The 24962-nt window shown below is 57.8% G+C and carries 31 protein-coding genes and 1 pseudogene; 13 read left to right on the top strand and 19 right to left on the bottom strand.

Going from position 1 to position 24962, the window contains the following annotated elements; all coding sequences use genetic code 11:
• Positions 1-331: 331 nt before the first annotated feature.
• From J2X44_RS05095 to J2X44_RS05085, 3 genes are all read left to right on the top strand, one after another.
• The gene (locus J2X44_RS05095) at positions 332-1231 is read left to right on the top strand and encodes a hypothetical protein (RefSeq protein WP_310088354.1); all 900 of its coding nucleotides are present in this window, start codon (positions 332-334) and stop codon (positions 1229-1231) included.
• Positions 1232-1580: 349 nt separating this feature from the next.
• Entirely contained in the window at positions 1581-2165 is a 585-nt protein-coding gene (locus J2X44_RS05090) for a uracil-DNA glycosylase family protein (RefSeq protein WP_310088353.1), read from the top strand.
• Entirely contained in the window at positions 2165-2749 is a 585-nt protein-coding gene (locus J2X44_RS05085; protein WP_310088352.1) for a DUF488 domain-containing protein, read from the top strand. The genes J2X44_RS05090 and J2X44_RS05085 overlap by 1 nt, the downstream gene beginning before the upstream one ends.
• A gap of 700 nt (positions 2750-3449) precedes the next feature.
• Here J2X44_RS05085 and J2X44_RS05080 read toward each other — a convergent pair.
• The 8 genes from J2X44_RS05080 to J2X44_RS05045 form a co-directional block, all read right to left on the bottom strand.
• Positions 3450-4055, bottom strand: a complete 606-nt coding sequence (locus tag J2X44_RS05080) for a carbonic anhydrase (RefSeq protein WP_310088351.1) — start codon at positions 4053-4055, stop codon at positions 3450-3452.
• Between the two features lie 196 nt (positions 4056-4251).
• Positions 4252-5244: a TerC family protein gene (locus J2X44_RS05075; protein WP_310088350.1), complete on the bottom strand. Its 993-nt coding sequence runs from the start codon at positions 5242-5244 to the stop codon at positions 4252-4254.
• Between the two features lie 141 nt (positions 5245-5385).
• The gene (locus J2X44_RS05070; protein WP_310088349.1) at positions 5386-5682 is read right to left on the bottom strand and encodes a zf-TFIIB domain-containing protein; all 297 of its coding nucleotides are present in this window, start codon (positions 5680-5682) and stop codon (positions 5386-5388) included.
• A 3-nt stretch (positions 5683-5685) separates the two neighbouring features.
• Positions 5686-5865 (bottom strand): DUF465 domain-containing protein, encoded by a 180-nt coding sequence (locus J2X44_RS05065; protein ID WP_310088348.1) that lies wholly within the window; start codon positions 5863-5865, stop codon positions 5686-5688.
• A 208-nt stretch (positions 5866-6073) separates the two neighbouring features.
• Positions 6074-7003, bottom strand: coding sequence for a hydrogen peroxide-inducible genes activator (locus J2X44_RS05060; RefSeq protein WP_310088347.1), 930 nt, complete (start codon positions 7001-7003; stop codon positions 6074-6076).
• Positions 7004-7658: 655 nt separating this feature from the next.
• Positions 7659-7985, bottom strand: a complete 327-nt coding sequence (locus J2X44_RS05055) for a PilZ domain-containing protein (protein WP_310088346.1) — start codon at positions 7983-7985, stop codon at positions 7659-7661.
• A gap of 18 nt (positions 7986-8003) precedes the next feature.
• Positions 8004-8513: a hypothetical protein gene (locus J2X44_RS05050; RefSeq protein ID WP_310088345.1), complete on the bottom strand. Its 510-nt coding sequence runs from the start codon at positions 8511-8513 to the stop codon at positions 8004-8006.
• A gap of 393 nt (positions 8514-8906) precedes the next feature.
• The gene (locus J2X44_RS05045) at positions 8907-9362 is read right to left on the bottom strand and encodes a PA2169 family four-helix-bundle protein (protein ID WP_310088344.1); all 456 of its coding nucleotides are present in this window, start codon (positions 9360-9362) and stop codon (positions 8907-8909) included.
• A 201-nt stretch (positions 9363-9563) separates the two neighbouring features.
• Here J2X44_RS05045 and J2X44_RS05040 point away from each other — a divergent pair, with 201 nt between their 5' ends.
• On the top strand, positions 9564-10100 hold the full coding sequence (locus J2X44_RS05040) for a hypothetical protein (RefSeq protein WP_310088343.1): 537 nt from the start codon (positions 9564-9566) through the stop codon (positions 10098-10100).
• Positions 10100-10579 (top strand): YetF domain-containing protein, encoded by a 480-nt coding sequence (locus tag J2X44_RS05035; RefSeq protein ID WP_310088342.1) that lies wholly within the window; start codon positions 10100-10102, stop codon positions 10577-10579. Before J2X44_RS05040 ends, J2X44_RS05035 begins: the two co-directional genes overlap by 1 nt.
• 114 nt (positions 10580-10693) lie before the next feature.
• On the opposite strand, the gene J2X44_RS05030 is transcribed toward J2X44_RS05035, so the two are convergent.
• Together J2X44_RS05030 and J2X44_RS05025 are read right to left on the bottom strand one after the other, a co-directional pair.
• Positions 10694-11533 carry a Fic family protein gene (locus tag J2X44_RS05030; protein ID WP_310088341.1) on the bottom strand — a complete coding sequence of 280 codons (840 nt, stop codon included), beginning with the start codon at positions 11531-11533 and terminating at the stop codon, positions 10694-10696.
• Positions 11534-11587: 54 nt separating this feature from the next.
• Positions 11588-11887 carry a DUF6471 domain-containing protein gene (locus tag J2X44_RS05025; protein WP_310088340.1) on the bottom strand — a complete coding sequence of 100 codons (300 nt, stop codon included), beginning with the start codon at positions 11885-11887 and terminating at the stop codon, positions 11588-11590.
• 306 nt (positions 11888-12193) lie between these two features.
• Here J2X44_RS05025 and J2X44_RS05020 point away from each other — a divergent pair, with 306 nt between their 5' ends.
• From J2X44_RS05020 to J2X44_RS05010, 3 genes and pseudogenes are all read left to right on the top strand, one after another.
• The gene (locus tag J2X44_RS05020; RefSeq protein WP_310088339.1) at positions 12194-12694 is read left to right on the top strand and encodes a hemerythrin domain-containing protein; all 501 of its coding nucleotides are present in this window, start codon (positions 12194-12196) and stop codon (positions 12692-12694) included.
• Positions 12691-13077: a hypothetical protein gene (locus tag J2X44_RS05015; protein WP_310249206.1), complete on the top strand. Its 387-nt coding sequence runs from the start codon at positions 12691-12693 to the stop codon at positions 13075-13077. The genes J2X44_RS05020 and J2X44_RS05015 overlap by 4 nt, the downstream gene beginning before the upstream one ends.
• A gap of 99 nt (positions 13078-13176) precedes the next feature.
• Positions 13177-13371, top strand: a pseudogene (locus J2X44_RS05010) (transposase); the annotation flags it as partial.
• Positions 13372-13623: 252 nt separating this feature from the next.
• Here the strand turns inward: J2X44_RS05010 and J2X44_RS05005 are convergent.
• From J2X44_RS05005 to J2X44_RS04990, 4 genes are all read right to left on the bottom strand, one after another.
• Positions 13624-14001 carry a hypothetical protein gene (locus tag J2X44_RS05005; RefSeq protein ID WP_310088337.1) on the bottom strand — a complete coding sequence of 126 codons (378 nt, stop codon included), beginning with the start codon at positions 13999-14001 and terminating at the stop codon, positions 13624-13626.
• Entirely contained in the window at positions 13968-14537 is a 570-nt protein-coding gene (locus tag J2X44_RS05000; RefSeq protein ID WP_310088336.1) for a hypothetical protein, read from the bottom strand. The genes J2X44_RS05005 and J2X44_RS05000 overlap by 34 nt, the downstream gene beginning before the upstream one ends.
• Positions 14534-14842 (bottom strand): PadR family transcriptional regulator, encoded by a 309-nt coding sequence (locus tag J2X44_RS04995; RefSeq protein WP_310088335.1) that lies wholly within the window; start codon positions 14840-14842, stop codon positions 14534-14536. The genes J2X44_RS05000 and J2X44_RS04995 overlap by 4 nt, the downstream gene beginning before the upstream one ends.
• A 469-nt stretch (positions 14843-15311) precedes the next feature.
• A complete protein-coding gene (locus J2X44_RS04990; protein ID WP_310088334.1) occupies positions 15312-15620 on the bottom strand; it encodes a hypothetical protein in 309 nt (102 codons plus the stop codon).
• Positions 15621-15821: 201 nt separating this feature from the next.
• Between J2X44_RS04990 and J2X44_RS04985 the strand changes: the two genes are divergently transcribed.
• Complete coding sequence (locus J2X44_RS04985; RefSeq protein WP_310088333.1) at positions 15822-16427, top strand: GGDEF domain-containing protein; 606 nt, start codon at positions 15822-15824, stop codon at positions 16425-16427.
• 775 nt (positions 16428-17202) lie between these two features.
• Here the strand turns inward: J2X44_RS04985 and J2X44_RS04980 are convergent.
• The 5 genes from J2X44_RS04980 to J2X44_RS04960 all read right to left on the bottom strand — a co-directional run bounded on the left by J2X44_RS04980 (position 17203) and on the right by J2X44_RS04960 (position 20898).
• Positions 17203-17481, bottom strand: a complete 279-nt coding sequence (locus J2X44_RS04980; protein WP_310088332.1) for a hypothetical protein — start codon at positions 17479-17481, stop codon at positions 17203-17205.
• 166 nt (positions 17482-17647) lie between these two features.
• A complete protein-coding gene (tnpC, locus tag J2X44_RS04975; RefSeq protein WP_310089490.1) occupies positions 17648-19171 on the bottom strand; it encodes an IS66 family transposase in 1524 nt (507 codons plus the stop codon).
• A 31-nt stretch (positions 19172-19202) separates the two neighbouring features.
• Positions 19203-19529, bottom strand: coding sequence for an IS66 family insertion sequence element accessory protein TnpB (gene tnpB / locus J2X44_RS04970; RefSeq protein WP_310089488.1), 327 nt, complete (start codon positions 19527-19529; stop codon positions 19203-19205).
• A 26-nt stretch (positions 19530-19555) separates the two neighbouring features.
• Positions 19556-19990, bottom strand: a complete 435-nt coding sequence (locus tag J2X44_RS04965; RefSeq protein WP_310089486.1) for a transposase — start codon at positions 19988-19990, stop codon at positions 19556-19558.
• A 242-nt stretch (positions 19991-20232) separates the two neighbouring features.
• Positions 20233-20898, bottom strand: coding sequence for a hypothetical protein (locus tag J2X44_RS04960; protein ID WP_232014889.1), 666 nt, complete (start codon positions 20896-20898; stop codon positions 20233-20235).
• A 326-nt stretch (positions 20899-21224) separates the two neighbouring features.
• Between J2X44_RS04960 and J2X44_RS04955 the strand changes: the two genes are divergently transcribed.
• The 4 genes from J2X44_RS04955 (at position 21225) to J2X44_RS04940 (ending at position 24774) form a co-directional block, all read left to right on the top strand.
• A complete protein-coding gene (locus tag J2X44_RS04955) occupies positions 21225-21980 on the top strand; it encodes a hypothetical protein (RefSeq protein ID WP_310088293.1) in 756 nt (251 codons plus the stop codon).
• A gap of 189 nt (positions 21981-22169) precedes the next feature.
• Positions 22170-23087: a 3'-5' exonuclease gene (locus J2X44_RS04950; protein ID WP_310088292.1), complete on the top strand. Its 918-nt coding sequence runs from the start codon at positions 22170-22172 to the stop codon at positions 23085-23087.
• Between the two features lie 54 nt (positions 23088-23141).
• Positions 23142-24008, top strand: a complete 867-nt coding sequence (locus J2X44_RS04945; RefSeq protein WP_310088291.1) for a hypothetical protein — start codon at positions 23142-23144, stop codon at positions 24006-24008.
• Positions 23953-24774 (top strand): hypothetical protein, encoded by an 822-nt coding sequence (locus J2X44_RS04940; RefSeq protein WP_310088290.1) that lies wholly within the window; start codon positions 23953-23955, stop codon positions 24772-24774. The genes J2X44_RS04945 and J2X44_RS04940 overlap by 56 nt, the downstream gene beginning before the upstream one ends.
• The last annotated feature ends 188 nt before the right edge of the window (positions 24775-24962 follow it).

The following is a 24962-nucleotide window of genomic DNA, read 5'->3' as shown; positions in this document are numbered from 1 at the left end:
GGGGATCACAATGCCGCGATCAACTTGCGGAAGCGCGGCCTTGTCGCGCTCGATGCGGCGAGGCGCCTCGCAAAGCTTGTCGTGGCTTGCAGCCTAACCGCCGCCGGACGTGTGCACCAAGATGTTTCGTGCTGGATATATTTCCACATTAAATCCGAATACCCCCTATTTCATGCGATCTTAGCAACCGAGGCACCCCCGAGCGTTAAATGGTGGGCCGGGATATCCGCACCGCTTGCGAAGAATGAACTTCCCTGAGCGATAGCGGCGGATTTGCCCACCAAATCTCCGGCTCAAGAGCCACCCGCTTTTTCGATGAAGGTCCAGTCCCATGAAAAGCTTTTTCATCCTAGGCGCCGCTGCTGGTGCAGTCCTGCTCTCCACGACGGCCTTGGCGCAGGAGCAACGTCAGCAGCAGGGTAACATCCTCGAGCAGCTGCTGGGTTCGGTATTCGGCACGAACCAACAGGCGAGCGAGCAGACGCTGGAAACTGACTGGAGCCAGGGCCGACGACCATTCGCTCAGCGTCGGGCAGCACTGGAGCAGCGGATCAGCAGCGCTGTGCGCGATGGCTCGCTCAGCCGACGCGAGGCCGATCAGATGCGCCGAGAGTATGAAGAGATCGTCCGTCTCGAGGCGCAATATTCGGCAAATGGCAATATGTCGCAGCAGCAGCGCAGTGATTTGCGGATGCGGTATCGCGCCTTGAACCAGCGGATCGGCGGTCAGAATAACGGTCAGCCAATCGACCAGGGGGGTTATCAAGATGAAGGTCAATGGCAGATGCTGTCCACGCGCAATGCCGACTTCGAACTCCGGATAGCGACGGGGCTGCGAAATCGGAGCCTGACACAGGCGGAGGCGAGGCGGCTTCGCAGCGATTGGCGGTCGTTGGCGCAGCTCGAAGCCAACTATCAGCGCGGCGGGTTCGATGCACGCGAGCAGGCCGATCTGTGGTCGCGGTTAAATGCAATCGACAGCCGCCTTGGGGGAGGCTTTGGGAATGACGGCAACATCGCGAGGTGGAGCCAACTGGAATCGCGTCTGGCGACATCCGAACGCAATGGCCGTATCAGCCGTAACGATGCAGTGCAGATACGGGCCCAACTCAGCGACCTGATGCGGCTCGATACCGCTTATGCGCCCGGCGGCTATAACGCCGACGAGCGGACCTATCTGACGCGGCGATATGGTGAGCTTGACCAAATGCTCAGTAACAGCCTCCGATAATGGCTTGGCCCGGACGCTAATTGGAGCGGTGATGCTTCCGCAGGATCGACGGCATTGGATGGCTTGAGCGCGAACGATATGCCTTAGCTGCAAATTCCTTGTGGGATTTGGAGAATTTCCGCACGGGGCGCCATGGTTGCTGCTCTACACAGGCAGGTCGGGGACATTAAATCCGTCCGCGAGCCTTTTGGCCCGCTATTCTCTGTGCCGCGAAAAACCGCGTCGCGCCGCGTTTAATCCGCACTCGAATACAACGGGCCGGTCGGCACCCCGCCTTCTGGCGCAACTGTCTTCCGAGCGCGGCGTTGACCTTTAGGCGAGAAGGAAACAGGATATTTAGGCCGAGTAGATGAGTGCGTTCGAGACGATGCTGGATGAGGTGCGCGGATGCCGAATGTGCGCCCCCCTGTTGCCGCTAGGAGCCCGCCCGGTCTTGCAGGCATCCAAAGCCGCACGTATCCTGATAGCGAGCCAAGCTCCTGGTTCAAAAGTTCACAATTCGGGCATCCCTTTTGCGGACCGATCCGGAGACCGGCTGCGGCATTGGACAGGACTGCCACCGTCCATATTTTATGACCCGGAAAAAGTTGCGATCGTGCCTATGGCATTTTGCTATCCGGGCCGGAGCGCAGGCGGCGACATGCCGCCGCGAAGCGAATGTGCGCCATTGTGGCGAACTCGCATCCTTTCCGAAATGCCCGAAATAAGTGTCACTCTTCTAGTTGGCAGTTATGCGCAGGCTGCTGCGCTCGGTAGCGGTCGGGTGGAAGATCGTGTGCGCGACTTCCGCAACTATCTCCCCCGATATTTTCCATTGCCTCATCCATCATGGCGATCGCAGATCTGGATGCAGAATAACCCATGGTTCGAAATTGACGTGCTCCCGGAACTGCGCTCTGTTGTCAACCAGGCCCTGCTAGCGAGCGAAAGCTAATGGCAGGAATTGACGGAACGATTTTCACAATCGGTCACTCGACGCGATCGATCCAGGAATTTGTCGAAATTTTGCGAAATGCCGGCGTCACTCAATTAATCGACGTCCGCTCCATTCCACGGTCTCGGACCAATCCTCAATTTAATCTAGACACCCTGCCCGCCACGCTCGCAGAATATCAGATCAACCATATTTTTTTGAAGGAGCTAGGCGGTCGGCGTCCGCGGCAGGCTGCACTCGACCCGCGAACCAACGACTTTTGGCAAAATCAAAGTTTTCACAATTATGCCGATTACGCCACCACGGCGCCGTTCCAAGCTGGGCTGCAAGAACTACTCACGCGCAGCGATGGCAAGAGCAGCGCGATCATGTGTGCCGAGGCGGTGTGGTGGCGCTGCCATCGTCGGATTATTGCCGATTATCTGCTTCACGCGGGACGGTCAGTTATTCACCTCATGGCTCGTGACCAGTCTCAGCCCGCTAAAATAACCGCCGTCGCCGTCGACGTCGGACCGATCCTTCATTATCCGAAGGGCTCCGATGCGAACTTCCAGAAAGGAACAGAATCAGACCGAGACACTTGACCTCAGCAAGTGCGCAATCAGACATTCGTGCTGTGCAAGCTCAAGAAGACGCGACTTTCGATCAGGGACGAGTTAGCCTGAATTGAAGCAGAGGCGCCTCACCAATAGTCCTCCCGTTCAAGTTCGTGCGGAGCGGCGCTCTCTGCCGCCGCGAGCCGCGGCGTTTAAAAACGACGTAGCCGCGATTACAGCGAGAGCAGCGAGGTCCGCGCACGCGTTCCGGCGCCCCCCAAGTGCCAGACCTTGGCGTGTTGTGAACTAAATCTCGCTATATATTGAACGAAAGTGTCGACTGGGTCGGGGCTGTAATCGAAAAATCTGCGCCGGGTAATTATTGTCTTGGATCAGCACGCCAATACGATGCTGCATAGTCGACTGGAGATCCGAAAAACCGGCCAATTTCGCTGATTAGTGCGGGAACAGGAAGCGTTAACGGATCCCATGCCGGGCTTGATGCCGCGCTTATCGCCGAAAGACTGGACTAGCCAAACAAAGAAGGGCCTCGCCGGGTAACGAAGCCCTTCTGCCCTCTGTCGTTTTTGGCCAAAGGAAGCCTCCATTGGCTTTCCGGGTCGCAGGAAAACCAGTGCTTTTCAATATTAGGCCTATTTTTCCCAGAGTCCAGATGTCGAGAAATCATTCTGCCGTATGTTAGCTGCGAGGAGATCGTCGTTCTATCGTCGCCGTCGCGCCGCGATTTTCATTCGCCAGCCAAGTCGAAGAAGTCCACCTCTCCGCTCGTCAGCCGATAATAGGCGCCGACGACCATCAGCTTGCCGTGTGTCTGAGGCTCAAGGAATATGGGCGAAGAATCCTCGCGCAATTCGCGCACCACGCGTCTCACATTCTGGCGAACGGCGGGTTCGATACCTGATGGACACGATAGGTTTGCCTCCAACACCGCGGGGATGATCGGTTGAATCATCTTGCCGATGTTTCCGGAGAATCGCGCCTTATCGTGAACGACCGACACGGCCGCCTGGACCGCGCCGCATGCCTCGTGGCCCATGACGACGATGAGCGGCACACCCAATACCGACACCGCGAATTCGAGGCTACCCAAGGCGGCGGTATCCAGCGTGTTCCCCGCGTTCCGAACGATGAACAGTTCGCCGAGGCCGCGCCCAAACAGGAGCTCGGGTGGGACCCGCGAGTCCGAGCAGCTGACATAGGCCGCAAAGGGAGACTGTCCCGCCGCCAACCGTAGCCGGGTGTCTCGGTCGAGGGGCGGAATTACGCCTTCGTCATTAAGAAAGGCCTGATTCCCCTCGCGCAGAAGGTCAAGCGCTTCCTTCGGGGCCATCATGCGTGTGCGACCGCGACTGCGAGCGCCGCTGTCGTGGCAGCCCATCCGGCATAGATGCCGAGCTTGAACCGAGCATAAGTCATTTGATTGAAGTCTTTCCTATGAGAAGCTGCGATTTGAAATCCTGATGGCTGGGTGTGCCCCGCCCTTGCCGAAGAGAAAGCGGCGGGGTATCTGAGGACATGTCCACGGTCGTTCATCGCGGCGCCTCGGCATCGACATTGGAGGGCGTGCGTGTCTTCCACAACGACCAGCCAACGCCAGCTGCCAAGATCGCAAAGGTGATCGAGAGCGATACGGTCGGCGGGATTTTCGCGAGACCGAGCGCGTCGGCAACGAAGATCTTCGAACCGATGAATATCAGCAGCAGGGCCAGCGCATATTTGAGATAGTGGAACCTGTGCACCATCGCTGCGAGCGCGAAATAAAGGGCTCGCAGCCCGAGGATCGCAAAGATATTCGAGGTGTAAACGATGAACGGATCGGTGGTGATCGCGAAGATCGCGGGGACGCTGTCGACCGCGAATACGACATCGACGATCTCCACCATGGCGAGGGCCAGGAACAGCGGCGTCACCCACAGCTTCGGCTTGCCGGTCGCCGCGTCGGGCTGCCGCACAAAAAAGCGCTCGCCGTGCAGCTTGTCGGTCACGGGGAGATGCTTCTGAATGAAGCGAAGTGCCCCGCTTGATCCGACATCATAATCCTTGCCCGCGGTCATCCACATTTTGACCCCGGTCAGGATCAGGAATGCCGCAAACACATAGAGAACCCAGCTGAACTGCTCGACCAAGGTCGAGCCAACCCCGATCATGATCGCGCGCAGAACGATCACGCCGAGAATCCCCCAAAACAGCACGCGGTGCTGATATTGCCTCGGAATTGCGAAATAGGTGAAGATCATCGCGATCACGAAGACATTGTCCATCGCGAGACTTTTCTCGATGACAAAGCCGGTGACATACTGAAGCCCGGCGGTTTCGCCCATATACCACCAGACCCATGCGCCGAAGAGCAGGCCAAGGCCAATATAGACCGCTGACAGCACCAGGCTCTCGCTCACCCCGATCTCGCGCTGCTGCTTGTGCAAGACACCGAGGTCGAGCGCCAATAGGGTCACGACGATGGCAAGAAAGGCGAGCCACATCCAAAGCGGCTTCCCGAGCCATATATATTCGAGGAATTCCATAGGTTCGATCCGATCCGGGTCAGCCTGGCGTCAGGCGGTTGGTGATTGTCCGACATCGCAACCCAGGTTGAGGTCGCCAGAGGGGCCCGGAATCATTGTGCAGGAAAAACCGCCGCCGACGGCAGTCGGCGGCGGTAAGTATCAGTCGAACAGATCCGACAAAAAGGACTTTTTGCGTTTCCCCGGCCGGTAGTGGCGATCGTCGTCGCCGCGATAGCCATCCGACCGATAGTCTTGACGCGGCTGATCGTCTTGGCGGGATGCTGACGGCGCGTCGCGGGCGCTGCGTTCGATGATTTTGTCGAGTTCACCGCGATCAAGCCAAACGCCGCGACAAGTCGGGCAATAATCGATTTCGACGCCCGAACGGTCGGACAAGGTCAATCCCGTTCTGCAATTCGGGCACGGCATGGCGGCTACCGCATCGGCGCTGCGCATGGCTCAAGCCATCCCTTGCTGGCGCGACCCGATCAGCCGGTGCATGCGATCCTTGATCGCGAGCCGCAACTTCTTCAGTCGCAGCAAGCGCCAGCTATCAGGTATCCGGCGCTTCTGTTCGCGGCTTATCTCCGCGTCCAACTTACTATGGGCTAGCGCCAAGCGATACGTCACGAAATTCATAGCCTCTCTCCATTCGATGTTCGAGCGATCGGACAGGATCGATGTGGCGCCGCTGATGCGTGGACCTGATCAATCTCGTCCGATGCGATCCGACATCGCGGCTGTCACTGGAGACAGCCGCCAGAGGGGCCCGGGCCGCACAGCCATGAATAGGCATGTGGGCGATAGATGGCCAATCGGAATTTAGCGGAATTCCAATAGATAAAAACTATCGCCGCTTCCGGGCTTCATCCGCCGATCCGATCAGCGCGCTGGCCTCGCCTTCAATCCGGCTGGCAATCATGGCGTATGCATCGCCATATGCTGCGCCCGAACGCCATGCTGCCGCAATGCTACGTGTAAAGCTCCACCCCTTCGGCTCGAGTATGACGACCCCCGTCCCGCCCGCGACATCGGAGCGGATATACAACTCGGGAAGCACCGCCAGGCCTATCCCCGATGCTGCCATTTGATAGATGCTGTCGAGGCTGGTGCCTTCATAATCTCGTAATAATTCCATACCGAGCTCGGAGCAGATTGCGGCGACCTGGCGATGGAGGTGATGGCGCCGATCAAGGCTAAGCACCTGTGCACCCTCAAGATGTTCGACGCGCAGGTCTCGAAGCTGCGCAAGCGGATGGTCGGCGGTGGCGACAAGAAACAACCGCTCGCGGAAGAGCGGCTGGACTTCAAGATCGCTTCCCTCGATCGGCAAAGGCCCCAAAAGCATGTCGAGGCCACCGCGCGAAAGGGCAAGTGCCTGATCCTCAGGAATGCCTTCCCTGATGTGCAGCCGCAGATCCGGCTGTTCGCGATGAAGCGCAGCGACGATCGGCGGCATCAAATAGGGGCCAAGCGTCGGTGTCACACCGAAGCGTAACGTTCCGGCCAAACGGTCGCCAGCACGGCGTGCAAGATCGCGAATATCCTGCGCCTCGACGACCAGACGCCTTGCTCGCATGGTGATTTCACGACCGATCGGCGAAAGGTCAGCGCCAGCCGTGTTCCGCTCGATAAGCTTCACCCCGAGCCGATCTTCGAGCGCACGCAGCTGATGGCTAAGGGTGGGCTGCGACACATTGCAGGCGCGAGCGGCCCGACCGAAGTTCTTCAAATCCGCAATTGCGATAAGATATTCAAGCTGTCGTAATGTTGGCATTGCACATATCTTTGCCGTTCAAATCCGCTCTGATAAGCTGAGTATGAATTGCTTAGGTGGTTGAGAGATGGATATCGACGGAAAAACAGCCTGATGTGGTTGCAGTAAATTCCGCCGCCTCTTACTGCAGGGCCGGAAGGAACACCTTTCGCCGACCGGGCCGCTTTCGGCGGACTTTAATGAAGTTACCAAAAATTCGGATGCAGCACGGATCCACGAAGGCAACGGCCGTTCTCCGTTTCTAGCGTGCGCTTGTCCGGTTGCAGCCCGAATGCAAGTGACAGGGTGTGATGGACCGGTGTCCAATGCTCCGATAACAGCGCGCGGGTGGACGCGCTGGCCATATCTAGAAAACTTTACATAAAATCCCTCGAACCAGCATGGTTCCAGAACGATGCTGCCCTTCCGATGCTGCCTTTCCGGTGCTGCAAGGCTTAGGGGACGAACCTGATACCAATCAATATGAGCTATCCGATCCGCCGCGCGCGCTCGAAACTTAGTTCCTTGATATTTGACAGCGAACTCGTCGCCCGGAGCCCAGGTATCGATCGGCGCATTTGCGGGTGTTTAGGTTCAGTTTGATGAGCTGATCGGACAATCTCGATTGTCGATACCTAAGTTCCGAATAGCAATGATCGGTGACGGAATCACGCGCTCAGGATTGTTGAAATCGTTCGCGCAAGTGTTCCGCGACGGCAGGATGGAGCGGCCGCATGAATTCACATCCGTAGATTTTCCCATCGCATCGCCGGACAAAAGCTTCCAAGGGCGCCAAACTTGGAAGATTTACCCATATTTTGCTTCCGATCTGCAACCGCGCGAAAGTCTCCATTCGGAAGCCTGTGGCCGAAAGGTCGGACAGGGTGACCTCAAAGGGCGTCCGGCCCGCTTCGCGAAGTCGCGCGGTCGCGGATACTCTTGCCCGCTCCGCGGCCCGCCGTTGCGGCTTGCTATCAGTGCTACCCGTTTTGCGCTCGGTCATTGTTTTAACTGAAATTTTTCAATCGACGTCTAGACGAAGCACTGAGGCGCTCGACCCCGTCACAGTCGGCGTTCCAGCGGGTGTCCCGTCAGACGTAAGCCGGCCCCGCCGCTTGTGTTCGATGGCGGAAAGGAGCAATTCAGCTCGCGACATTTGGCCAAAAAGAAGAATGAACTCTGAATGGGAAGTGGAGCGACGCGGATTACGCGATAACCACTCCGCCGCCGCCGTCCAGTGGCTTGAACGACCAGTCAGCTTGGCTGCGGCCGCGTCGAGATCGGCATCGGGAGCGTTGAGCGCGCTTGTGCGCCGTTGCAGTTCTTCTTCAACAGCATAAAGTTCGCCGCGGCTTAGCAGCGCCCACCGGTCATGGAAATCGGCGTAGTCTGGCACGGCGATTGTCCATGGGATATTGATCATCACCCAGTCGGCGATTTCTACCGGTCGATTGCGGTGCTCGCATGCGTTTCTGACGCTAGAAAATGCTGTAGCGCATTCGCCGCTGGATGGGTGTGCAAGACTAGCCATATCGCCGTTCTCTCCAAATTTTCGGTCGATCGCACAGGACGTTTAATTGTTACGCACGGTGGGCCCAAAAGCTGCACCATGGTCGTTTGATGCTGAGGATGTCGGACGGCTGCTGCCTGGCATTCTTCGCCAGTTACCCGCGCGTGGCTAACGGCATTGGCACGGTATCATCAGTCTGATCCTACACCGAGCCGTCGTGTGCCAGACTTGGGCCATGTTGAACTTCGGCGGCGACAACGAACGGCGGCCTAGGAAGGCTGCGGCGGCGGTGCTAATCGGGATCGTGGTATGGTTATGCCTAAGGTTTCAGAAGGTTAAAAGCGTGCAAAACGCAAAGACGGCGGCCCCGCAAGAGGGGCCGCCGTTATTCAGCTCGGTTGGAGCGTCTATTCGCTAGGTGGAGCTAAGCCCGTGCTTGAGCGCCGACATCTGGTCATGGCCTTCGCGGACCGATGTAAATGCGCTCTGAATGATTCCCCGGACAGCTGGATCTAGGTCTTCATCCTTAAGCGCGCTCTCGAACTTCGACTTGATGTGGTCCTCGCCGCGCTCAACCTCGGCAACGACCGCGGCGTCGTCGCGCTCACCGGTCAGCATGTCACGCAGGCCAAGGAATGCACGATGGGCAGAGGCCAACACGGTGCCGTCATCTTCGGGTTCGCCGCCGAGCTCGCGAACTTTTGCCTGGAAGTCGGCGACGATGGCTTGGCGCTCATTCGCACGGCTTAAAAATTGGTCCTTGAACTGAGCCGCATTGGCTTCGTCGGCGGCTTTACGATATCCATCGACGCTGTCGAGCGTCGTCGCGATCAACGAATTGAGCGTTGCAACATTCTTGTTGTCGAACATGGGGGATCCTTTCAAAAGATGGCACCTGACATTATGTCTGCGCCAGCCCCCATCAACGGGTCCGCGCTCACAAAGTTGCCTCCCGGCGAGCGATTGCGGACCAGACAATTATGGTGATTAAACAGCGACGAGGCCAATATTGGCAATCGGACGCCCCCCCCATCCTTAGCAACAAGATCGCTACTGGGGCGTAGTGCGACTATGGAAGAAGCAGAAATTCCGCTTGATCCGCCCGATGGGATAACGGACCCTGTCGACCGTGCTCAATTTTGGGACCGCCATGCCAGCCCGATTTCGTTTCTTATCTTGGGGAGCCTCGTCGCCGCCGCGGTCACCGGTCATTTCGGCGGCCAGCCGAGCCCGCGTGTCGATGCAGATTTCGGACTCGCCCGGCTCAGCGTCTTGACGCCCACGGTCATTCGCAACGGCGAATTTTTTGAAACCGCGATAGATATCCGCGCCGACGAGCCACTCACCGATGCGACCCTTGCAGTCGAGGCTGGACTTTGGCGCGACATGACAATCAACACGATGATTCCGGCAGCCGCCGAAGAAGAATATAAGAACGGCGAATATCGCTTTTCTTATGGTCCACTCGAAGCGGGAGAAACGCTCTCGGTCAAGATCGACGGACAGATAAATCCCCCGCTTTTCGCGGGCAATGAAGGCGTGATCGCAGTGTATGACGGCGAGCGACTTCTCGGCCGCCAGGTTTTCCGCATCAAGGTTCTGCCCTGATGGACATCGTGCTGCGCGCGACCGCGATGTTTGCGCTGCTCTATGCGCTGATCCGTCTCTTGGGGAAGCGCGAGCTCGGACAGATGACACCGTTCGAACTCGTGCTGCTGGTCGTCATGGGCGACTTGATCCAACAGGGTGTGACCCACAATGACTTTAGCCTCACGGGCGGAATGCTTGCAATCGGCACCTTCGCTTTCTGGGCGCTGACGCTGAGCTGGGCGACTTATCTCTTTCCTAAACTTAAAAATGCTCTCGAAGGCGAGCCGCGCGTCGTTGTAAAAAATGGGAAGATTATCGAGGCGAATCTTCGGCGTGACCGACTGACGCGCGACGAGATATTGTCCGAGATGCGCCTTGCCGGAATCGGCCGGCTTGCCAATGTCGAGTGGGCTATTCTTGAGCCGCAAGGCAAGATCAGCTTTATCAGCAAGGACGGCGCGGCGACGCCGAAACAAGATGCGGACGACATCGTCTGACGTGCGCCAAACTAAAGACATATAGATGGTCAAAATTCCAACGGTCGCGCGCAGAGTTCTCGCGTTTGCGAGCGATCGCCGGGGTGGGTTGCTCCGTCTTTCGGTCGGCGGACCTTAGGTGATGCCCCGGTCTGCGCGCATCCTCGCGATCTGTGCTGCGGTGGGTTTTCGTCGATCGTCCTCAGGCTTTGATTCGATTTCCCGTTTTGCGAGGTTGGTCGTCGCTTCGCGAATGATGCCCAGATAGCCCTCCATGGTTTCGAGCAGTCTCTGGTGCATGAAAGTTTGAAAACGAGTCTTGTTCCCGTTGAGCTGTGCATCCTCCAGTGAGTTCACATACTCCATTCGATGATTTGGCCTTACCGCGACCGGGCAATACCCTCCGCGCACCAGTTGAAGGTTCATGACCAGACGTGAGGTCCTGCCGTTGCCGTCCTGGAATGGATGGATGGTAACCAGCTTATAATGTGCCTCGAAAGCGTTTTCAGGATTGAGAGGCGCATCTTTAAGCCAGCCCGCGAAGTCTTCCATAAGGTGTGGCACCTCAGATGGCTGTGGAAAGACGACGGGTGATCCTGTGATTCCTCGCTGCGCCACGGCATACTGTCCGGCGAGATCTGGCTTGCTTCGTTGCAGAACGAGTTGGTGCAACTGACGCACCTCGAAGGCGGTCAGCGTATGATCCTGTTTGGCCATTTCATACATCCACGCGAGAGCATGATGATGATCTATGGCTTCCAGGTGATCTCCCAATGGCTTGCCGCCGATCGTAATGCCATGTGCAATGACCTCAGCTGTCTCACGCAGCGTCAGCGTATTCCCCTCGATTGCGTTCGAGCTGTAGGTCAGTTCAAGGTCGATCGGCTCACGCAAGGTCGCCAAAAGCGAAGGCGGGAGGGGTCTCATGGCCGATAGTTCATCACGCAGGTTTTGAATCTGTTCGACGATTTTCATTTCTCAATCCTTTCTGCGTTTGATTAGAGTTTTATACTTATACTCGATCAGGGATCAGGAATCTGTAGCCGGCCGACCTCTAGCAAGTTTCTGGGCTCCACCTCTTCGGGCCGCCTCCTCGGTTGCTTGGGGGATCTGAAGAAGATCGACGCCGAGCGCTTGCATGCACTGCATGAAGAAGACGGCAGTGAAACGACCCCGGCTGACCTTGTTACGCAGATTGAGCTCATTGTCCTCGACGCCCTGCTTTTGGAGCCGCTCGGCGAGACCAGCATAGGACACGCCTCTGCGCATCATCTCTGCGCGCAATATGTTCTTGACCATTTTTTCCCAGACCTTCCCTTCGATCGGCATGGTTTTGCTTCCTCCAAGTTCACACAGGACTTGTAGGGATTAATATGGGCCCATGCCAAGTGGTTATCGTCAATTTGCGTGATTGGAGTAATCGTTTGTGATGATGAATTAGCTATACAAAGCGAATATGCCATCAAATCGTAACAGGGATCATTATCGGCGTGGTGCAGCACTTCCTCCTTTCGACTGAAACTTAGGCGCTATCAATGCACGCGATTTTCAGCCTGCAGGCAGAAGATCGCGCAACCTTCGCATTGTCGAATCGTTCGAATGGCACTTACGGGAGTTTGAAAACAGGAGACTGCAATGAAATCCGTCGATTTGGATGCGACCCACATTCTCGCTGCCGACCATCGCACCGTCGAAGGCCTCTTCGAAGAGTTCGAGAAGGCAACAAGCAACGACCGCAAGGCGAAGCTCGCCAAGCAAATCTGCACTGAACTCAAAATCCATGCGCAGATTGAAGAAGAAGTTTTCTATCCCGCTTTGAAGGGTAAGATCGACGAGGATTTGCTGAAGGAAGCCTGGGTCGAGCATGACAGCGCCAAGGTGTTGATCAACGACATCGAAGCATCGGGTCCCGAAGACGAGTTCTTTGACGCCAAGGTCACCGTGTTATCGGAAGAGATCAAGCATCACGTCAAGGAAGAAGAAAAGCAGCAAGACAATATGTTCCAGCAGGCGCGCGCCGCGGACGTCGATCTTGAAGCGCTCGGTCAGGCTATGTTGGCACGCAAGGAAGAGTTGAAAGCGCAGGCCGAAAGCACCGGGCTGCCGCCAGCGCAGCTGGCGACGATACGCGTTTGAGGTTCTGGACCATGGCGGTTACAGGGTGGAAGCTTGATCGCGCTAGTCGGGAGTTTCTGGTCGATATCTTTCCGCCACGCTGGCGTGATCTTGTTGCCGATCATATCACGTTTGATACGCAGGCTTCGTTGAGCGATCCCGTGCCCCCCAAATCGGAAGCCGCCGTCATCGGCCATGCCGATGACGGTGACGGGCTTGAAGCACTCGTGGTCTCGATAGCTGGGAATTGCAGCCGGCCTGACGGCAGTATTTTCCACATCACCTGGTCTCTCGATCGCGACAGAGGACGGCGGGCCATCGAAAGCAACGCTGTTCTGGCCCATCATGGGTGGCATCCGCTCGCGGTTCCCATTGCTATAGAGCTTACGCCTGCTCGGCTCTGATGCGCCTTTTTACCAACTCCTAACATGCCGATACCTGGGCTCCGGACCATTGATTTCAGCAGGCGCTGTGATTCAGCTTCACAACGAGGAGCCTGAATGATGCGTAATTTGTATTGGTTGACGGACGAACAGACGGCGCGTCTTCAGCCGTAGTTTGCGAAGAGCCAAGGTCGGGAGCGGGTCGATGATCGGCGGGTTTCGAGCGGCATCATCTTCGTCAATCGCAATTAGCTGAGGTGGTCGGAATCGCCGAGAGAATATGGCTCGGCAAAAACGCTTTTCGATCGCTGCAAGTAGTGAAGCGACAAGACATCTTTATCTGCATGATGGAAGGCCTTGGCGACATCGTCCATAGGCGCCCAGCGCGTCGCCAGGCGCTACGATCGGTGCCCGAAGGCCTTTTTTTTCCGCCGTAGCCTTCGCCGCTACTGTCATCTTCTGACCCTGATCGATGAGTCTTGATCTTAGATACCGGTCGCAGGGCGTTCTTTGACGTTGCGGACTATTTCGATCTTATAGCACGAGAATGCGCCGTTTGCCCGTGGGCTAAGATGGCCTGTGCCCGCGTTCCGTCGTCCATGCGCACACTGCAAGCCCAGCAAACAATATTCCTCCGACAATCACCTGTGGTCCGGGCAGGACCGACCAAGCTGCTGCGAAGAATCCAGCCATCATCGCGTTTATGATCACCAAGATTGACCGACCGGCGCGATCCGGAGCGTTCACGGCAATCAGGTTTGCCGCTGCTGCAATCACAATGGCGACTCCGGTGCCGACGAACCATAAGACGTCGGTGGTCCATATGCCAAAGATCAATGTGGCTAAAGCAAGATGCACGATCCCCAGCAGACCAGCAACGACCGCCAAGGCGATCGTAATTCGACGTCGCGTCATATCGTGGACCTCTTTTGTTGCTTCACCCAAGCCGGGACGCCGATCGCAATCAGCATAGCCGTCGAGAGAATGACGACATACTCTATGGCAATCGCTCTGTAGAAGCGGGCAAATGCCTGGGGAGGCAGCATCTGATCGATGCCTATAGCGACAAAGCTAGACAAGATAATCACTGGGATAGCCAGCAATACTGCGGCGCGCAGTCCTCTCACCGCAGTAAAAAACGCACCTACCGCAATTGCCGCTGCCGCAAAGTAGGCGAGCATCGATGGTGCCGTCGCACCAACGGTCGAAAGCCGTCCGGCAAGACGGATATGGAGAACACTCCATGCTACGGCACAGAGAACCAGCGTCCAGCGAGAGGCGTTGACGATTGCCGTTTGCGTCGTAGCCCGCGCCTTTGCCATCGCCCATAAGCACCCTAAAGCAAAGGGCAGCGCATTGCCGCCCGACGCGTGATGCATTTCAGACTGCATGGCTTTCGACCACTCAAGCCGCTCGGGAGGTGAAAGCGCAACTGCCACTCGAAGAGCAGCACGTGCAATGCGGGTCAAACCAGAGGTCATGCGAACGCCTCGACTGCGGATTGCAACGGCGGCGTTTCAGACGAACGTGCCTGCTTCGCCAAAGCAATTCCAGCATGGGACAAGCGGTATGCATGGCGAGCCGGTCGACCTTGTTGAGGCGAAGGATGCCACTCTGAATCTAACAACCCTTGATCGTGAAGACGCATGAGCAACGGATAAAGCGTGCCGGACTTGAGGCCGGTTTCTTTGATTAAATCATACCCATACCGCCATCCCTGGGGTGTTTCGAGGAAAGCCGACAAGACCGTCAGAGTCTGCCGCGAAATGTTGATGCGCCGAGCCATATTGATTATCTACATATATAGAGTTTCTATTGCAACCCGTTTGTGGCGTGGGATCGCGGCATGTCTCGCCAACTGCGCTTACCGCTGGAGGAATGACAGGTCCGATGCTCTGAAAAAGTGACGCTTGCGCCGGAAGTGTGACCGACCTGAGTTTCGCTGTTAGCCTGAATCTGTGCCTTACCTGCCATAGCAGCTCGCCCCTGACACATCCGCTCGGGTGGCTCGTCTGCCTTTTGGCGCGGGAGACGGATTACTGGATGACGGATCAACCGAGGTGCGTAAACGCTTGCGTCGACTGGGGTGCTATCTCGCTAAACCAATGCGGACGCGCGACGCCCGAGTTGACCGTAGATCACACGCAGCGGTTACCGATGCCTGGCATCATCGAATGGAAGCGCCAGCTCAGGCGCTGTAGATAGCGAAGAGCTCGAAAAGAATCGAAGTCGCCTGTCCAATTACACTATTACTACTAACGGCGGCCAAAAAAGCGGACAATAGAGCCGAAAAACAGGGTTACCAAAAGCCAGAAACTGAAGGTCCCTAAAAATGCTCCGAAGCGGAATTCGTCCTCCGGGCCGATCTGCCGGGGCACAGAAATCGACGGGACATCTGCAACGAACGGAGCCGGCCAGCCCGCCACCAAGCGCTTCCGCCAATTTTCAGTGGGCGAACCGACATTGCCATACTCACCATACTCACTCGTGCTGGGATGGATTTGCAAACTGCACATAGATAATATGAATGCAATCATCACTGCACCGGCGGCCTTCCACAACATCGCTCGCACCTCCATACTGCAACTCGGCAACCTAATCCGGCGGCTAACGACCTGCGACGTTTAATTCAGTAATTGGCTCGATTGCGGTAGCGAAGGCATCGGGTGAGCGCGGAAATATTTAGCGGGTCACTTTTCCGTCTTTTTAAGCTAGTCGGTCATAGACTGGAGCAACGAAGGCGCCCGCGTGGGAGCGTGATAGCGATGCATATGCACCGCAACAGAATGATTTTAACTCTCGTGGTCAGAGGTGCGTTTATCCTTCTGGTCGCAATAACGGCGTCCGTTGCTATCGTGTCGTGGATTAGCGCTGACCTGCCGCCTCACGGCTACCGTCGGTCAATCCACGCGGCAGTGCTAATCCCCTTACTCATCTCGCCGCCGATCTCGTTCTGGGTGGGAATGATGAATTACCGATATTATAAGTTGCACTGCAAGGTTGAGTGGCTGGCCGAACACGATGAAATGACAGGCTTATTGAACCGCCGAGCATTCCAACTCGCTGCTTCGAGATTGCTGGACCAGCAAAGTGATATAAGTCTCGCTCGGCCGGTCATTCTCTTGCTAGCCGACATCGACCACTTCAAGAAAGTGAACGATAGTCTGGGTCATGATGCGGGCGATGAAGCGATCAAACACGTCGCGCAAATATTAACGGAACTCAGTCCGGACGGCGTAATAATTGCCCGGCTGGGTGGGGAGGAGTTCGCGATCCTCGCTAACTGGACAAGCTTGGCGGAAACCCGCAGTCTGGCAGAATCTGCTTCCGCTCGGTCGAACGATCGCCGTGCGGCTATCAAGGAACTTTAATTCCGCTGACCGTCAGCACAGGCGTTGCGATCGGAAGCCGCGCGGAAACCGTTGGCCAAATTTTGCGGCGAGCGGACGAACAGCTCGATATTGCCGAAAGGGGTGGCCGGAACGCCTATTCAATTCCCTCAGGAATTGCAGCGTAAAACCGTCGGCATAGCTGCCGATTAACGGCTCAACCTTAGCCTCACGTCTGCAATATCTATTGCCATCAAAGCGCTGCTTCACATGGACAGCTTTTCTGAGTGGGGTCCGAACCGTGCATACCATAGCAACCACCACCGTCGATCAATGGCATTGCAATTTGACACACAGATCGGGGTTCCCGGCTGGCCCCACCCAGTGGGAACCCCTGCGGCCGAATTTGGAAACGCTTGGTCGAGAGCCGTCCCCAGTTTCGACGCAATTCACTGCGTAGGCCAAGTTAGTTAACGAAGGCTTTGCATCGTGTCTTCCGCGGACCCAACGACGGAGCTGGGAAAGCTGAGTCGCTTTCCGAGGGTCAGTTGACCGAGGCTGCCAACTCGGATGATCGCAGAATGAGCAAACTATATATTCTGCTAAACCGACTGACTATTCCGTGGCTTGCCTTTCCGGATGCCTCGGCTTGTTGGTTTCGGTGCGTCCGTCGAGGTCTAGGGCTGGCACCTTGAATATGCGTTATTCAACTGAGCTATATTCTCCTCTTTGGTAGCACGGCGCCGACACCAATGCGCCATACATGGGTGTTTCCACCACGTCGGCCATAACAAGGCGAAGCAGCATTTTCAAAAACCTAAACGCCGATTTTGTTTACACTGACGGAGGGGGTGTCACTATCCATGCCCACAGGCGCAATATGGTCCCCTGAAAACGAAATCGGGCAAATTTTGGTTTTGATTGCGTGCAGATCGCCCAAACGATTTGCAACTGCTGACCAAAATCCTGCTTCAATATAATCTCTGAGCTTCAGGCATTCGATCATACGCACGGTGATCATCTCGATAGCATCGTCCCCATAGCGCCGTTCCGCAGCAAGCGCCTGTTCCCAAACATCCTCTAAATTCGGCTCCATCGTCGTCACTCCGATGTGTCACCATTATCCCCGCCACTTTATTACAAAAAAAGTCGCAGGAGTAGTATTTTTATCACGCGCTAAGTGGACGCCAAGCCCCTGACCCGCCGATCGGTCCGACGTCGAAGCGACGGTCGGGCGCGTCACCGCGTCGTAAGCGGTGTTCTCAGCCCACGTCGGTCCAGGGCATGAGATTTCCGACGTTGTTTGCAGGGTGACCATTTGCCAGTTTGCTGAGCGTCTGGGTCAGCCAGTCGTGCGGGTTAATGCCGCTGATCTTGCAGTTTTCGATGAGCGTGGCGATCACCGCCCAGTTGTCGCCGCCCTCGTCGGATCCGGCGAACAGAGCGTTCTTCCGGTTCAGTGCGAGTGGCCTGATGCTGCGTTCGACGGTGTTGGAGTCGAGGTCGATGCGGCCGTCGTCGATGAACCGGGACAGTCCATCCCAGCGGGTGAGCGCGTAACGGATCGCCTCGCCGAGCTTGCTCTTGGCGCTGACCTGGCGGCCGCGCGCGGCAAGATATTGGTGAAGCTCCTCGACGATGACGCGGCTGCGTTCGGCCCGAGCGGCACAGCGCTGCTCGGCGGTTGAACCACGGACCTCATCCTCGACACGGTAGAGCAAGGCGATCCGGCGTAGCACTTCAGTCGCGACCGGCGAGCTGTCGGCGAGCTCATAGAACTTGCGGCGCACATGCGCCCAGCAGAAAGCGAGCCGGACCTGCTGGCGCCGCCGGGCGAGCGCGGTGTAACCGCCATAGCCATCGACCTGCAGGATGCCCGCAAAATCGCCAAGATGGGAATGAGGGCGCTCTGCCTTGCGATCTGGCGCATAGACATAGGCCACGATCGGCGGATCGGAGCTGCCCCATGGCCGATCATCGCGAGCATAGGCCCACAGCTGCCCTGTCTTCGTCCGTCCGCGCCCCGGATCGAGGACCGGGGCGGTTGTCTCGTCGGCAAACAATCGCTCGGATCCTCGCAGCGCGCCGAGAATGTGGTCACGCAAGGGACGCAGATACCAGGCGGCTCGCCCAACCCAATCGGCGAGCGTCGATCGGTCGAGCTCGATGCCCTGCCGGGCGTAGATCTGGGCCTGCCGGTAAAGTGGCAAGTGATCGGCATACTTGGATACCAGAACATGCGCGATCAGCGCCTCGGTGGGAATACCGCCCTCGATGATCCGTGCCGGCGCGGGGGTCTGCACGATCGCGCTCTCGCACGAACGGCAGCCATAACGCGGTCGCCGGGTGACCAAGACGCGGAAGGTGGTCGGAACTACGTCGAGGCGCTCGGCCACATCCTCGCCGATCTGGTGAAGCGCGCCGCCGCAACAAGGGCAAGCCTTGCTCTCGACATCGACGATCTGTTCGACCCGCTCGAGGTGCGCCGGCAGTGAACCGCGGTTGGTCCTGCGCGGGCGATCGGCGGGCGTCCGGCTCGCCTTGTCCCTGGCGTGCTCCGCCTCAGCCATTGCCGTCTCGACTTCCTCAAGCGCAAGCTGGAGCTGATCGGGGTCTAGCTGTTCGGAACGACGGCCAAAACGGTGACGCTGCAAGGCGTCGATAATCGCCTTCAGGCGTTCAACCTCAACCTTGAAACCCTTGAGCGCATCGAGCTCGCGGGCCTGTTCGAGAACGAGCGCGCGCAGCGCGTCAACGTCTTCAGGCAGGTCCGCTTCCATGAGCATGGAAACAGTGAATCAGCAGATGAAAGCCGCGTCAACCGGCAATCTGCGGTGCTATCGGGCGGCGTCCGCCATGCACCCGGCGCCAGTCCAAACCCTCGAGCAAAGCGCCAAGTTGCGCGGCCGTGAGCCGCATCACGCCGTCTTGTATGCCCGGCCACTTGAACCCGCCGGACTCCAGCCGCTTGGCCATCAGGCACAGGCCCGTTCCGTCCCACCAGACCAGCTTGATCCGGTCGGCACGCTTGGCGCGGAAGACATAGATCACGCCGGAATAGGGATCGCCGCCATACTCGGCACTGACCAATGCTGACAGGGCATCGGGCCCCTTGCGGAAATCCACGGGCCGCGTTGCCACCATCACGCGCGTGCCTGGACCGAGCCCGATCAAGGCGACACCCGCAGAGCCTGGAGCACGGCCGTCGCCAGGTCCGTGCTAGCCGTTCGTCCAATCCGGACCACAGCACCGCCAACCTCAACTTCGATCGCCCCATCGTGCGACATCGGCTGGGGGCGGTCAGCTACGACAGGAACAAACATCGCCTGACGCTCACTACCGCCATCGCTGGCCTGACGCGCAGCCCGTGCATAGCGAAGCTCCCGCCGCCAGGTATAAAGCAAGGATGTCCGAATGTCGTGGCGGCGCGCAAATGCGGCTATGTTGTCGCAATGCTCCAGCTCGGCGACAATCGCCAGCTTCTGCTCCAGTGTCCAGATCCGGCGGCGACCGGCCATCGCACCGAGCAACTCCGGTCGACAAACAGGCTCCCGAGCCACTCCAGTGTAGGTGTCCAGTGCGCTCGCAAGGCTGTCGTCATCCATACAGCCCATCATCTGACGCGATCACCCCACGACGCAAGGTGGCCCGGAAACAGCGCTTACACCGCGTCCCAACCTGAAGATCAAATATGCCGTTTACTCGCGCTGCTTCCTCGGGCGAAAAGGAACTCCACAGACAGCGTTTCATGTGCTTCCGACCGATCGGGAGACGCGCGAGCGCATCGATGCTTTAACAAGCCGCCAGAGGCTTCAAAGTCAGCCGAAGCTCAGACGAAAAGCCGCAATCACGCAGTTGCGGCAGACGTCTGTTCTTGGTCCACGATCCGTATGGACTCTCGCATGCGACCTACGTCGGGGATTAGCAATTCTTCTTCTTTCCGATCGTTCAGAAATGCAGCGACATCTTCCGATTCAATTGTCATCGACAAGATCAATGGCTGACCCAAATTTCCCCATGATTTTGGCCACGTGGTTGCATAGAATGAAGCGATTTCGAAATTTAAGGTCCAGCTTACGCCGTCCGCGAGCTCGTCGAAGTCGCCCGCGCCGCCGCGGTATACTGTTAGGGGGAATTCCATCGCGTTGAGCTGATCATGTTCGTCCGCCGTCATGAGATCCGGACCCCAGTCTTCCACGAAATCCTGCATCGTCCATTCTTCTCCGCCAGGACAATGTGCAACAGCACTGACATATGATCCAAGCCGGCCGCCATTTATGTAAGGCTCGCTGTCCCAAGCATGGCGCAACGCTCCACTGATCATCGGCCTGTTCAAGGGCAGATAGCATGCCCAAGCTTCGATCATTGAAGCGATAAGATCCAAACGCTCGCGATCGTTGAGCCGCAAGAAGATCGCCGCGCCTTCTTGACGATCTTTGACCCGCCCTTCTTCGTCGAGACTGTGAAGGCGGGAGAATTTTTTAGCTTGTTCAGCGAGGAATTCAGACGGCATGCTCAAGCTCTCTCCCGTTGGTGCCTATATGGGATGCATCAACAATCTTGAGAAATGGTTGCCGTAGTTACAGACGTCGAGGACAACCGAGAAACAGGACGCGATCGGCGACTAGGATTGTTCGCCATCGGACAATCGTTTTGCGGCGCGCCCTCCCGCATTCCCATGAACTGCAGTCTCCAGAGATCTCGGTTAACAGAAATTAACATTCAATCATTCGCGAACTATTGAATTATCTATCTAAGTTTCCATATGGTCATTTGCCGGCGGTGTCGCCCCGCCTCTGCACTTGCAAAATTGCCACTTTGGCGACCAGGAGACGTTCAATGGACCTGATGACCATTGCCCCCAAAAGCATTCCCGGCAGCGCTGCGTCGATCAAGGCGGATCCGATCGTGCTCGATCCTCTCGCGGAAGACTGCCTTCACGACGACGCCGCCATCATCACCACGCGGCGCGCAATCACACGCGTTGCTTTGGTTGCAGTCGAGACCGGAAGCAGGTTTCAGCGCGAGGGTATTGAGTATGACCCTATGTCATGGATGCTCGCTCCGCGACGGCTGTTCAACGGTCGCGCGGCGATCGATGCTTGCCTCGAGCGCGAGCACTGCCTGCGAAGCATTCTCGTCCACGGACTGTCCTTGGGGCTCGATCTTGCGCCCACAGCGGTCGATACTCTTCTATCGGAGGATGATGAGGACAAGCGCCGGCGATCACGGCAACATATGTCGTCCAAACGGAAGGCGGGAAAAAGGGATCACCTCTCCGGCAGTCTTCCTTTGGCAGCGCCCCGATTGTTCACGGCGACCATCATCTATTCTAACCGAAAACTGATGCTTCAGGCATTCCATGCCTCCATCGCGCATGAGCCGTCCGAGATCTCGGCCCGTTTGTGTGAACGCTTCGGGCACTCCGCCGCTGATGTCGCCGACATTCGTGAGGGTTTTCATCAATCAACACCAGTGGCGATGGCGTTGGTCCAAGAGCCTGTCGCGGAACTTATCCGCCGTGTAGCGCCTGAAGCAGATCATCCATTGCACCATGATTTCGCCGTGACCATCGAGCAGCGCATCGACGTCTGATCTTAGAATATGATGATCGACGCCGAGCCTATGTCGCCGCTTGCCGCCGACTTGGCCGTTGGCATCGAGAAGCACTTTCGGGCCTGACAATATCGTGGACCGCGCTCGCTCTCGGGCCCGGGCACGGACCCGGACTCGAACACCGGCGCATTTGGCTCGGGCGAAGTTCTTTCAAGCATCGGAGACACAATGAAGGACGAGATTCCTGATCCGGCTGCGCTGTGCGTGCCGGACGGCGACGATGATGTGCGCCTGCTGCGCCGGCTCGATGTCCGCGAGGGCGAGACTGGCGTTGGCGGCCGCGTCGATACTTTTATCGGCGTCGCTGTCGACTGCGAGACGACTGGTATCGGTGACGACGACGCAATCATCGAACTCGCCTTGCGTCGCTTCCGCGTCGATCCATCTGGCGTGATCGTCAAGATTGACCGGCCATATTCGTGGCTAGAGGATCCGGGAAGCGATCTGCCAGAGGACATCGTGCGCCTGACCGGCATTACCGACGCCGACGTAGCCGGCAAGGCCATCGACGAGACGGCGGCAATGCGGCTTCTCAAATCAGCTACGTTCGTCTGCGCGCATAATGCTGCTTTCGACCGTCGGCATATTGAGAGCCGGCTACCGGAGGCTGCGGGGCTCGCCTGGTGCTGCAGCTGCAACGACATCGACTGGCGCGCCAATGGTTTCGACGGCCGGTCGTTGGGGTGGCTTCTTGCGCAGAGCGGATACTTCCACGGTGCGCACCGCGCCGTGGACGATGTCGACGCGGTGATTCAAATTCTACGACAGAATATGCCTGATGGCACGACTGCGCTCGCGCAGATGCTGACCACCGCCCGCGCGCCCAGCTGGCGATTCCGCGCGGTCGGCGCCTCCTTCGAGGTGAAGGACTTGCTGCGACTGCGGGGTTACCGCTGGGACGCTGCGAGCAATCCGAAATGCTGGTGGCGAGAAGTGCCCGACGCCCGTCGCGCCGAGGAGGAATGGTGGCTCGCCAGTCATGTCTACTCGATGGAGGCCAATCCCCGAGCTCTTGGACCGATCATCGAGCGGCTGACGTGGCGGGAGCGCTACGCGCCGACAGCGTCATCGAAGCGATCGCCATGATGCTCGGCCCAGAACTATGTGCAGCGATACCCCTTATTAGACTGGAGAAAAGGCATGGAAAAAAAGTCCACCAAGTCCACCGCGCTCGTCCCGACCGGCAGGCATAAGGCGCCCGTCAAACGAAAGGCTGCCACGCTTGCGGTCGTGCCCGCTACGGACGACACGCTGCTGTCAATCGTCGACTCCGAACTCGCTCTGGCGAAACTAATCGGCGCTGGAGGCGATGTCGCGCGAGAAGGCGGCGTCGGTCTCGTCACCGGCCGCGCCTATGCAACCCGCGAATGCGTCGTTCCCGCAGAAGAAATATTCTACGATCAGGCCGCGCGGCCTGGTGGCAAGGGCGCGTGGCTCGGAGAGGCGGACAAGGTCAGCTGGCGCGACGAGGTGAGTGGCTATGACTGCATCATGTTGCGTAACACGGACGATGGCTTTCTCTGCGGATATGTCGGCATTCCCCAGGATCACCCTCTCTGGGGCTGGGATGCCAACGCAGTTCCGCCGGACATCGGGATCGATGTGCATGGCGGTTTGACCTATTCACGACTGTGCGAGGAAGGGCCAAGTCCAACGCGTCGAATAGCCGTCGAGGCGCGCCGCATCTGCCACGTGACATTACGACCGGCGGTCTACCATCCGGTAGAACACGCAACCGACCACCGGGTCGAAGATTCGCATGCGTGGTGGTTCGGCTTCAGTTGCGATCATGCCTACGATCTTATTCCGAACGATCGGCCGAATTCCTCCGGATCGAAGTCGTCGGAGCTTGCCCGGATATATCGTGACGACGCCTATGTTGTCAGGGAAACAATTGCCCTCGCGGCTCAGCTGCGAGCGATCGCTGAAGGAGGCGCGGCGCCCGCGCGCGATGGCGCGCCGCCGCCGCTCGGCCTCGATCCTGGTCGCGGGGCTCGCCGTGGCTGACTTTGAGCGTCACGTCGGCGAACTCCCTTGGGGCTGGTGGCTTCGAGCCAATCCGCGCGGCTACGAGGATGCATCCGGGCGAAATTGGGCGAGCGTCAGGGACGCATTCTGGGTAGGCGAGCTTGGCTTCCCATCGGTCCACTTCGCGCCCGAACAGCACGAACTGATGCTGAGGGTGATGACCGCGATAAAATCGATGTGGTGCGGCGAAGAGCGTCAGCACGACATCTTTCGCGGGGACATGATGTTCTGGCGTTTCTATCAGTGCTGGCTCGCCAGCATCGGAATGATCGGGAAATCGAACGAGAGGAATTTTTTCGACGGAGGACTGACCTTATTGGGCAAGTCGGTCCTCATGATGCTGCAGGCCACGCGCGAGCCGGAATTCGAGCGCTTGCCAATGTCGGCGGTTGTCGCTGCGGTAAGTGCGAGCAAGGAACTGGACGCCGAGGCACGAGAGCGGGCGCTGGTCGCCTTTGAGCAGCAGGTTGGGTTTCGTCGCCATCTGTTCGCGCGCGAAGATTTGGGACGTCGATACCTGGTGACGTTGACCGGACTTAAGGTTGGCGCGCGGATGCCGACGCGCAATATCGCGTGGTCGCAGTCCTTCGCCGATGCAAAATCGCGTGATGACCTCTTCGCTTGGCTCGCCGAGCGGGTGCACCGTTGGGATGATTGGGGTGAAATCGCCTACGGTAAGGGCGCGTCGGCGCTGACAAGTCATTTGTTGTCGGTCATCGTCGGCGCGGGCGGGCTGTCTCGGTGACCGATCGTTGCAGGAAAAACAGCTTTGACATGGTCGATCCGCGGAAGTTACGCGCAACACCAAATTTGACCGCCGTAAAGATCGGCATCTCCTGCCGCTGGGCAAGTCCCGTCGGGGGAATTGACGGCATGGGCGGAGTGTTCTGTATCCTACACGCGTCCAACCAAATCCCCGGGCGGCTGCTACTG

Origin of the sequence: Sphingopyxis sp. BE259 (assembly GCF_031457495.1) — a bacterium.
GTDB lineage: Bacteria > Pseudomonadota > Alphaproteobacteria > Sphingomonadales > Sphingomonadaceae > Sphingopyxis.
The sequence above is the reverse complement of the archived record's forward strand: the minus strand, read 5'-3'. Positions and strand labels throughout refer to the sequence as shown.

Bases quoted from the DNA above. Each gene is read 5' to 3' on its own strand.
- J2X44_RS05095 (WP_310088354.1), top strand. From the start codon at position 332: ATGAAAAGCTTTTTCATCCTAGGCGCCGCTGCTGGTGCAGTCCTGCTC.
- J2X44_RS05090 (WP_310088353.1), top strand. From the start codon at position 1,581: ATGAGTGCGTTCGAGACGATGCTGGATGAGGTGCGCGGATGCCGAATG.
- J2X44_RS05085 (WP_310088352.1), top strand. From the start codon at position 2,165: ATGGCAGGAATTGACGGAACGATTTTCACAATCGGTCACTCGACGCGA.
- J2X44_RS05080 (WP_310088351.1), bottom strand. From the start codon at position 4,055: ATGATGGCCCCGAAGGAAGCGCTTGACCTTCTGCGCGAGGGGAATCAG.
- J2X44_RS05075 (WP_310088350.1), bottom strand. From the start codon at position 5,244: ATGGAATTCCTCGAATATATATGGCTCGGGAAGCCGCTTTGGATGTGG.
- J2X44_RS05070 (WP_310088349.1), bottom strand. From the start codon at position 5,682: ATGCGCAGCGCCGATGCGGTAGCCGCCATGCCGTGCCCGAATTGCAGA.
- J2X44_RS05065 (WP_310088348.1), bottom strand. From the start codon at position 5,865: ATGAATTTCGTGACGTATCGCTTGGCGCTAGCCCATAGTAAGTTGGAC.
- J2X44_RS05060 (WP_310088347.1), bottom strand. From the start codon at position 7,003: ATGCCAACATTACGACAGCTTGAATATCTTATCGCAATTGCGGATTTG.
- J2X44_RS05055 (WP_310088346.1), bottom strand. From the start codon at position 7,985: ATGACCGAGCGCAAAACGGGTAGCACTGATAGCAAGCCGCAACGGCGG.
- J2X44_RS05050 (WP_310088345.1), bottom strand. From the start codon at position 8,513: ATGGCTAGTCTTGCACACCCATCCAGCGGCGAATGCGCTACAGCATTT.
- J2X44_RS05045 (WP_310088344.1), bottom strand. From the start codon at position 9,362: ATGTTCGACAACAAGAATGTTGCAACGCTCAATTCGTTGATCGCGACG.
- J2X44_RS05040 (WP_310088343.1), top strand. From the start codon at position 9,564: ATGGAAGAAGCAGAAATTCCGCTTGATCCGCCCGATGGGATAACGGAC.
- J2X44_RS05035 (WP_310088342.1), top strand. From the start codon at position 10,100: ATGGACATCGTGCTGCGCGCGACCGCGATGTTTGCGCTGCTCTATGCG.
- J2X44_RS05030 (WP_310088341.1), bottom strand. From the start codon at position 11,533: ATGAAAATCGTCGAACAGATTCAAAACCTGCGTGATGAACTATCGGCC.
- J2X44_RS05025 (WP_310088340.1), bottom strand. From the start codon at position 11,887: ATGCCGATCGAAGGGAAGGTCTGGGAAAAAATGGTCAAGAACATATTG.
- J2X44_RS05020 (WP_310088339.1), top strand. From the start codon at position 12,194: ATGAAATCCGTCGATTTGGATGCGACCCACATTCTCGCTGCCGACCAT.
- J2X44_RS05000 (WP_310088336.1), bottom strand. From the start codon at position 14,537: ATGACCTCTGGTTTGACCCGCATTGCACGTGCTGCTCTTCGAGTGGCA.
- J2X44_RS04995 (WP_310088335.1), bottom strand. From the start codon at position 14,842: ATGGCTCGGCGCATCAACATTTCGCGGCAGACTCTGACGGTCTTGTCG.
- J2X44_RS04990 (WP_310088334.1), bottom strand. From the start codon at position 15,620: ATGTTGTGGAAGGCCGCCGGTGCAGTGATGATTGCATTCATATTATCT.
- J2X44_RS04985 (WP_310088333.1), top strand. From the start codon at position 15,822: ATGCATATGCACCGCAACAGAATGATTTTAACTCTCGTGGTCAGAGGT.
- J2X44_RS04980 (WP_310088332.1), bottom strand. From the start codon at position 17,481: ATGGAGCCGAATTTAGAGGATGTTTGGGAACAGGCGCTTGCTGCGGAA.
- tnpC (WP_310089490.1), bottom strand. From the start codon at position 19,171: ATGCTCATGGAAGCGGACCTGCCTGAAGACGTTGACGCGCTGCGCGCG.
- tnpB (WP_310089488.1), bottom strand. From the start codon at position 19,529: ATGGTGGCAACGCGGCCCGTGGATTTCCGCAAGGGGCCCGATGCCCTG.
- J2X44_RS04965 (WP_310089486.1), bottom strand. From the start codon at position 19,990: ATGGATGACGACAGCCTTGCGAGCGCACTGGACACCTACACTGGAGTG.
- J2X44_RS04960 (WP_232014889.1), bottom strand. From the start codon at position 20,898: ATGCCGTCTGAATTCCTCGCTGAACAAGCTAAAAAATTCTCCCGCCTT.
- J2X44_RS04955 (WP_310088293.1), top strand. From the start codon at position 21,225: ATGGACCTGATGACCATTGCCCCCAAAAGCATTCCCGGCAGCGCTGCG.
- J2X44_RS04950 (WP_310088292.1), top strand. From the start codon at position 22,170: ATGAAGGACGAGATTCCTGATCCGGCTGCGCTGTGCGTGCCGGACGGC.
- J2X44_RS04945 (WP_310088291.1), top strand. From the start codon at position 23,142: ATGGAAAAAAAGTCCACCAAGTCCACCGCGCTCGTCCCGACCGGCAGG.
- J2X44_RS04940 (WP_310088290.1), top strand. From the start codon at position 23,953: ATGGCGCGCCGCCGCCGCTCGGCCTCGATCCTGGTCGCGGGGCTCGCC.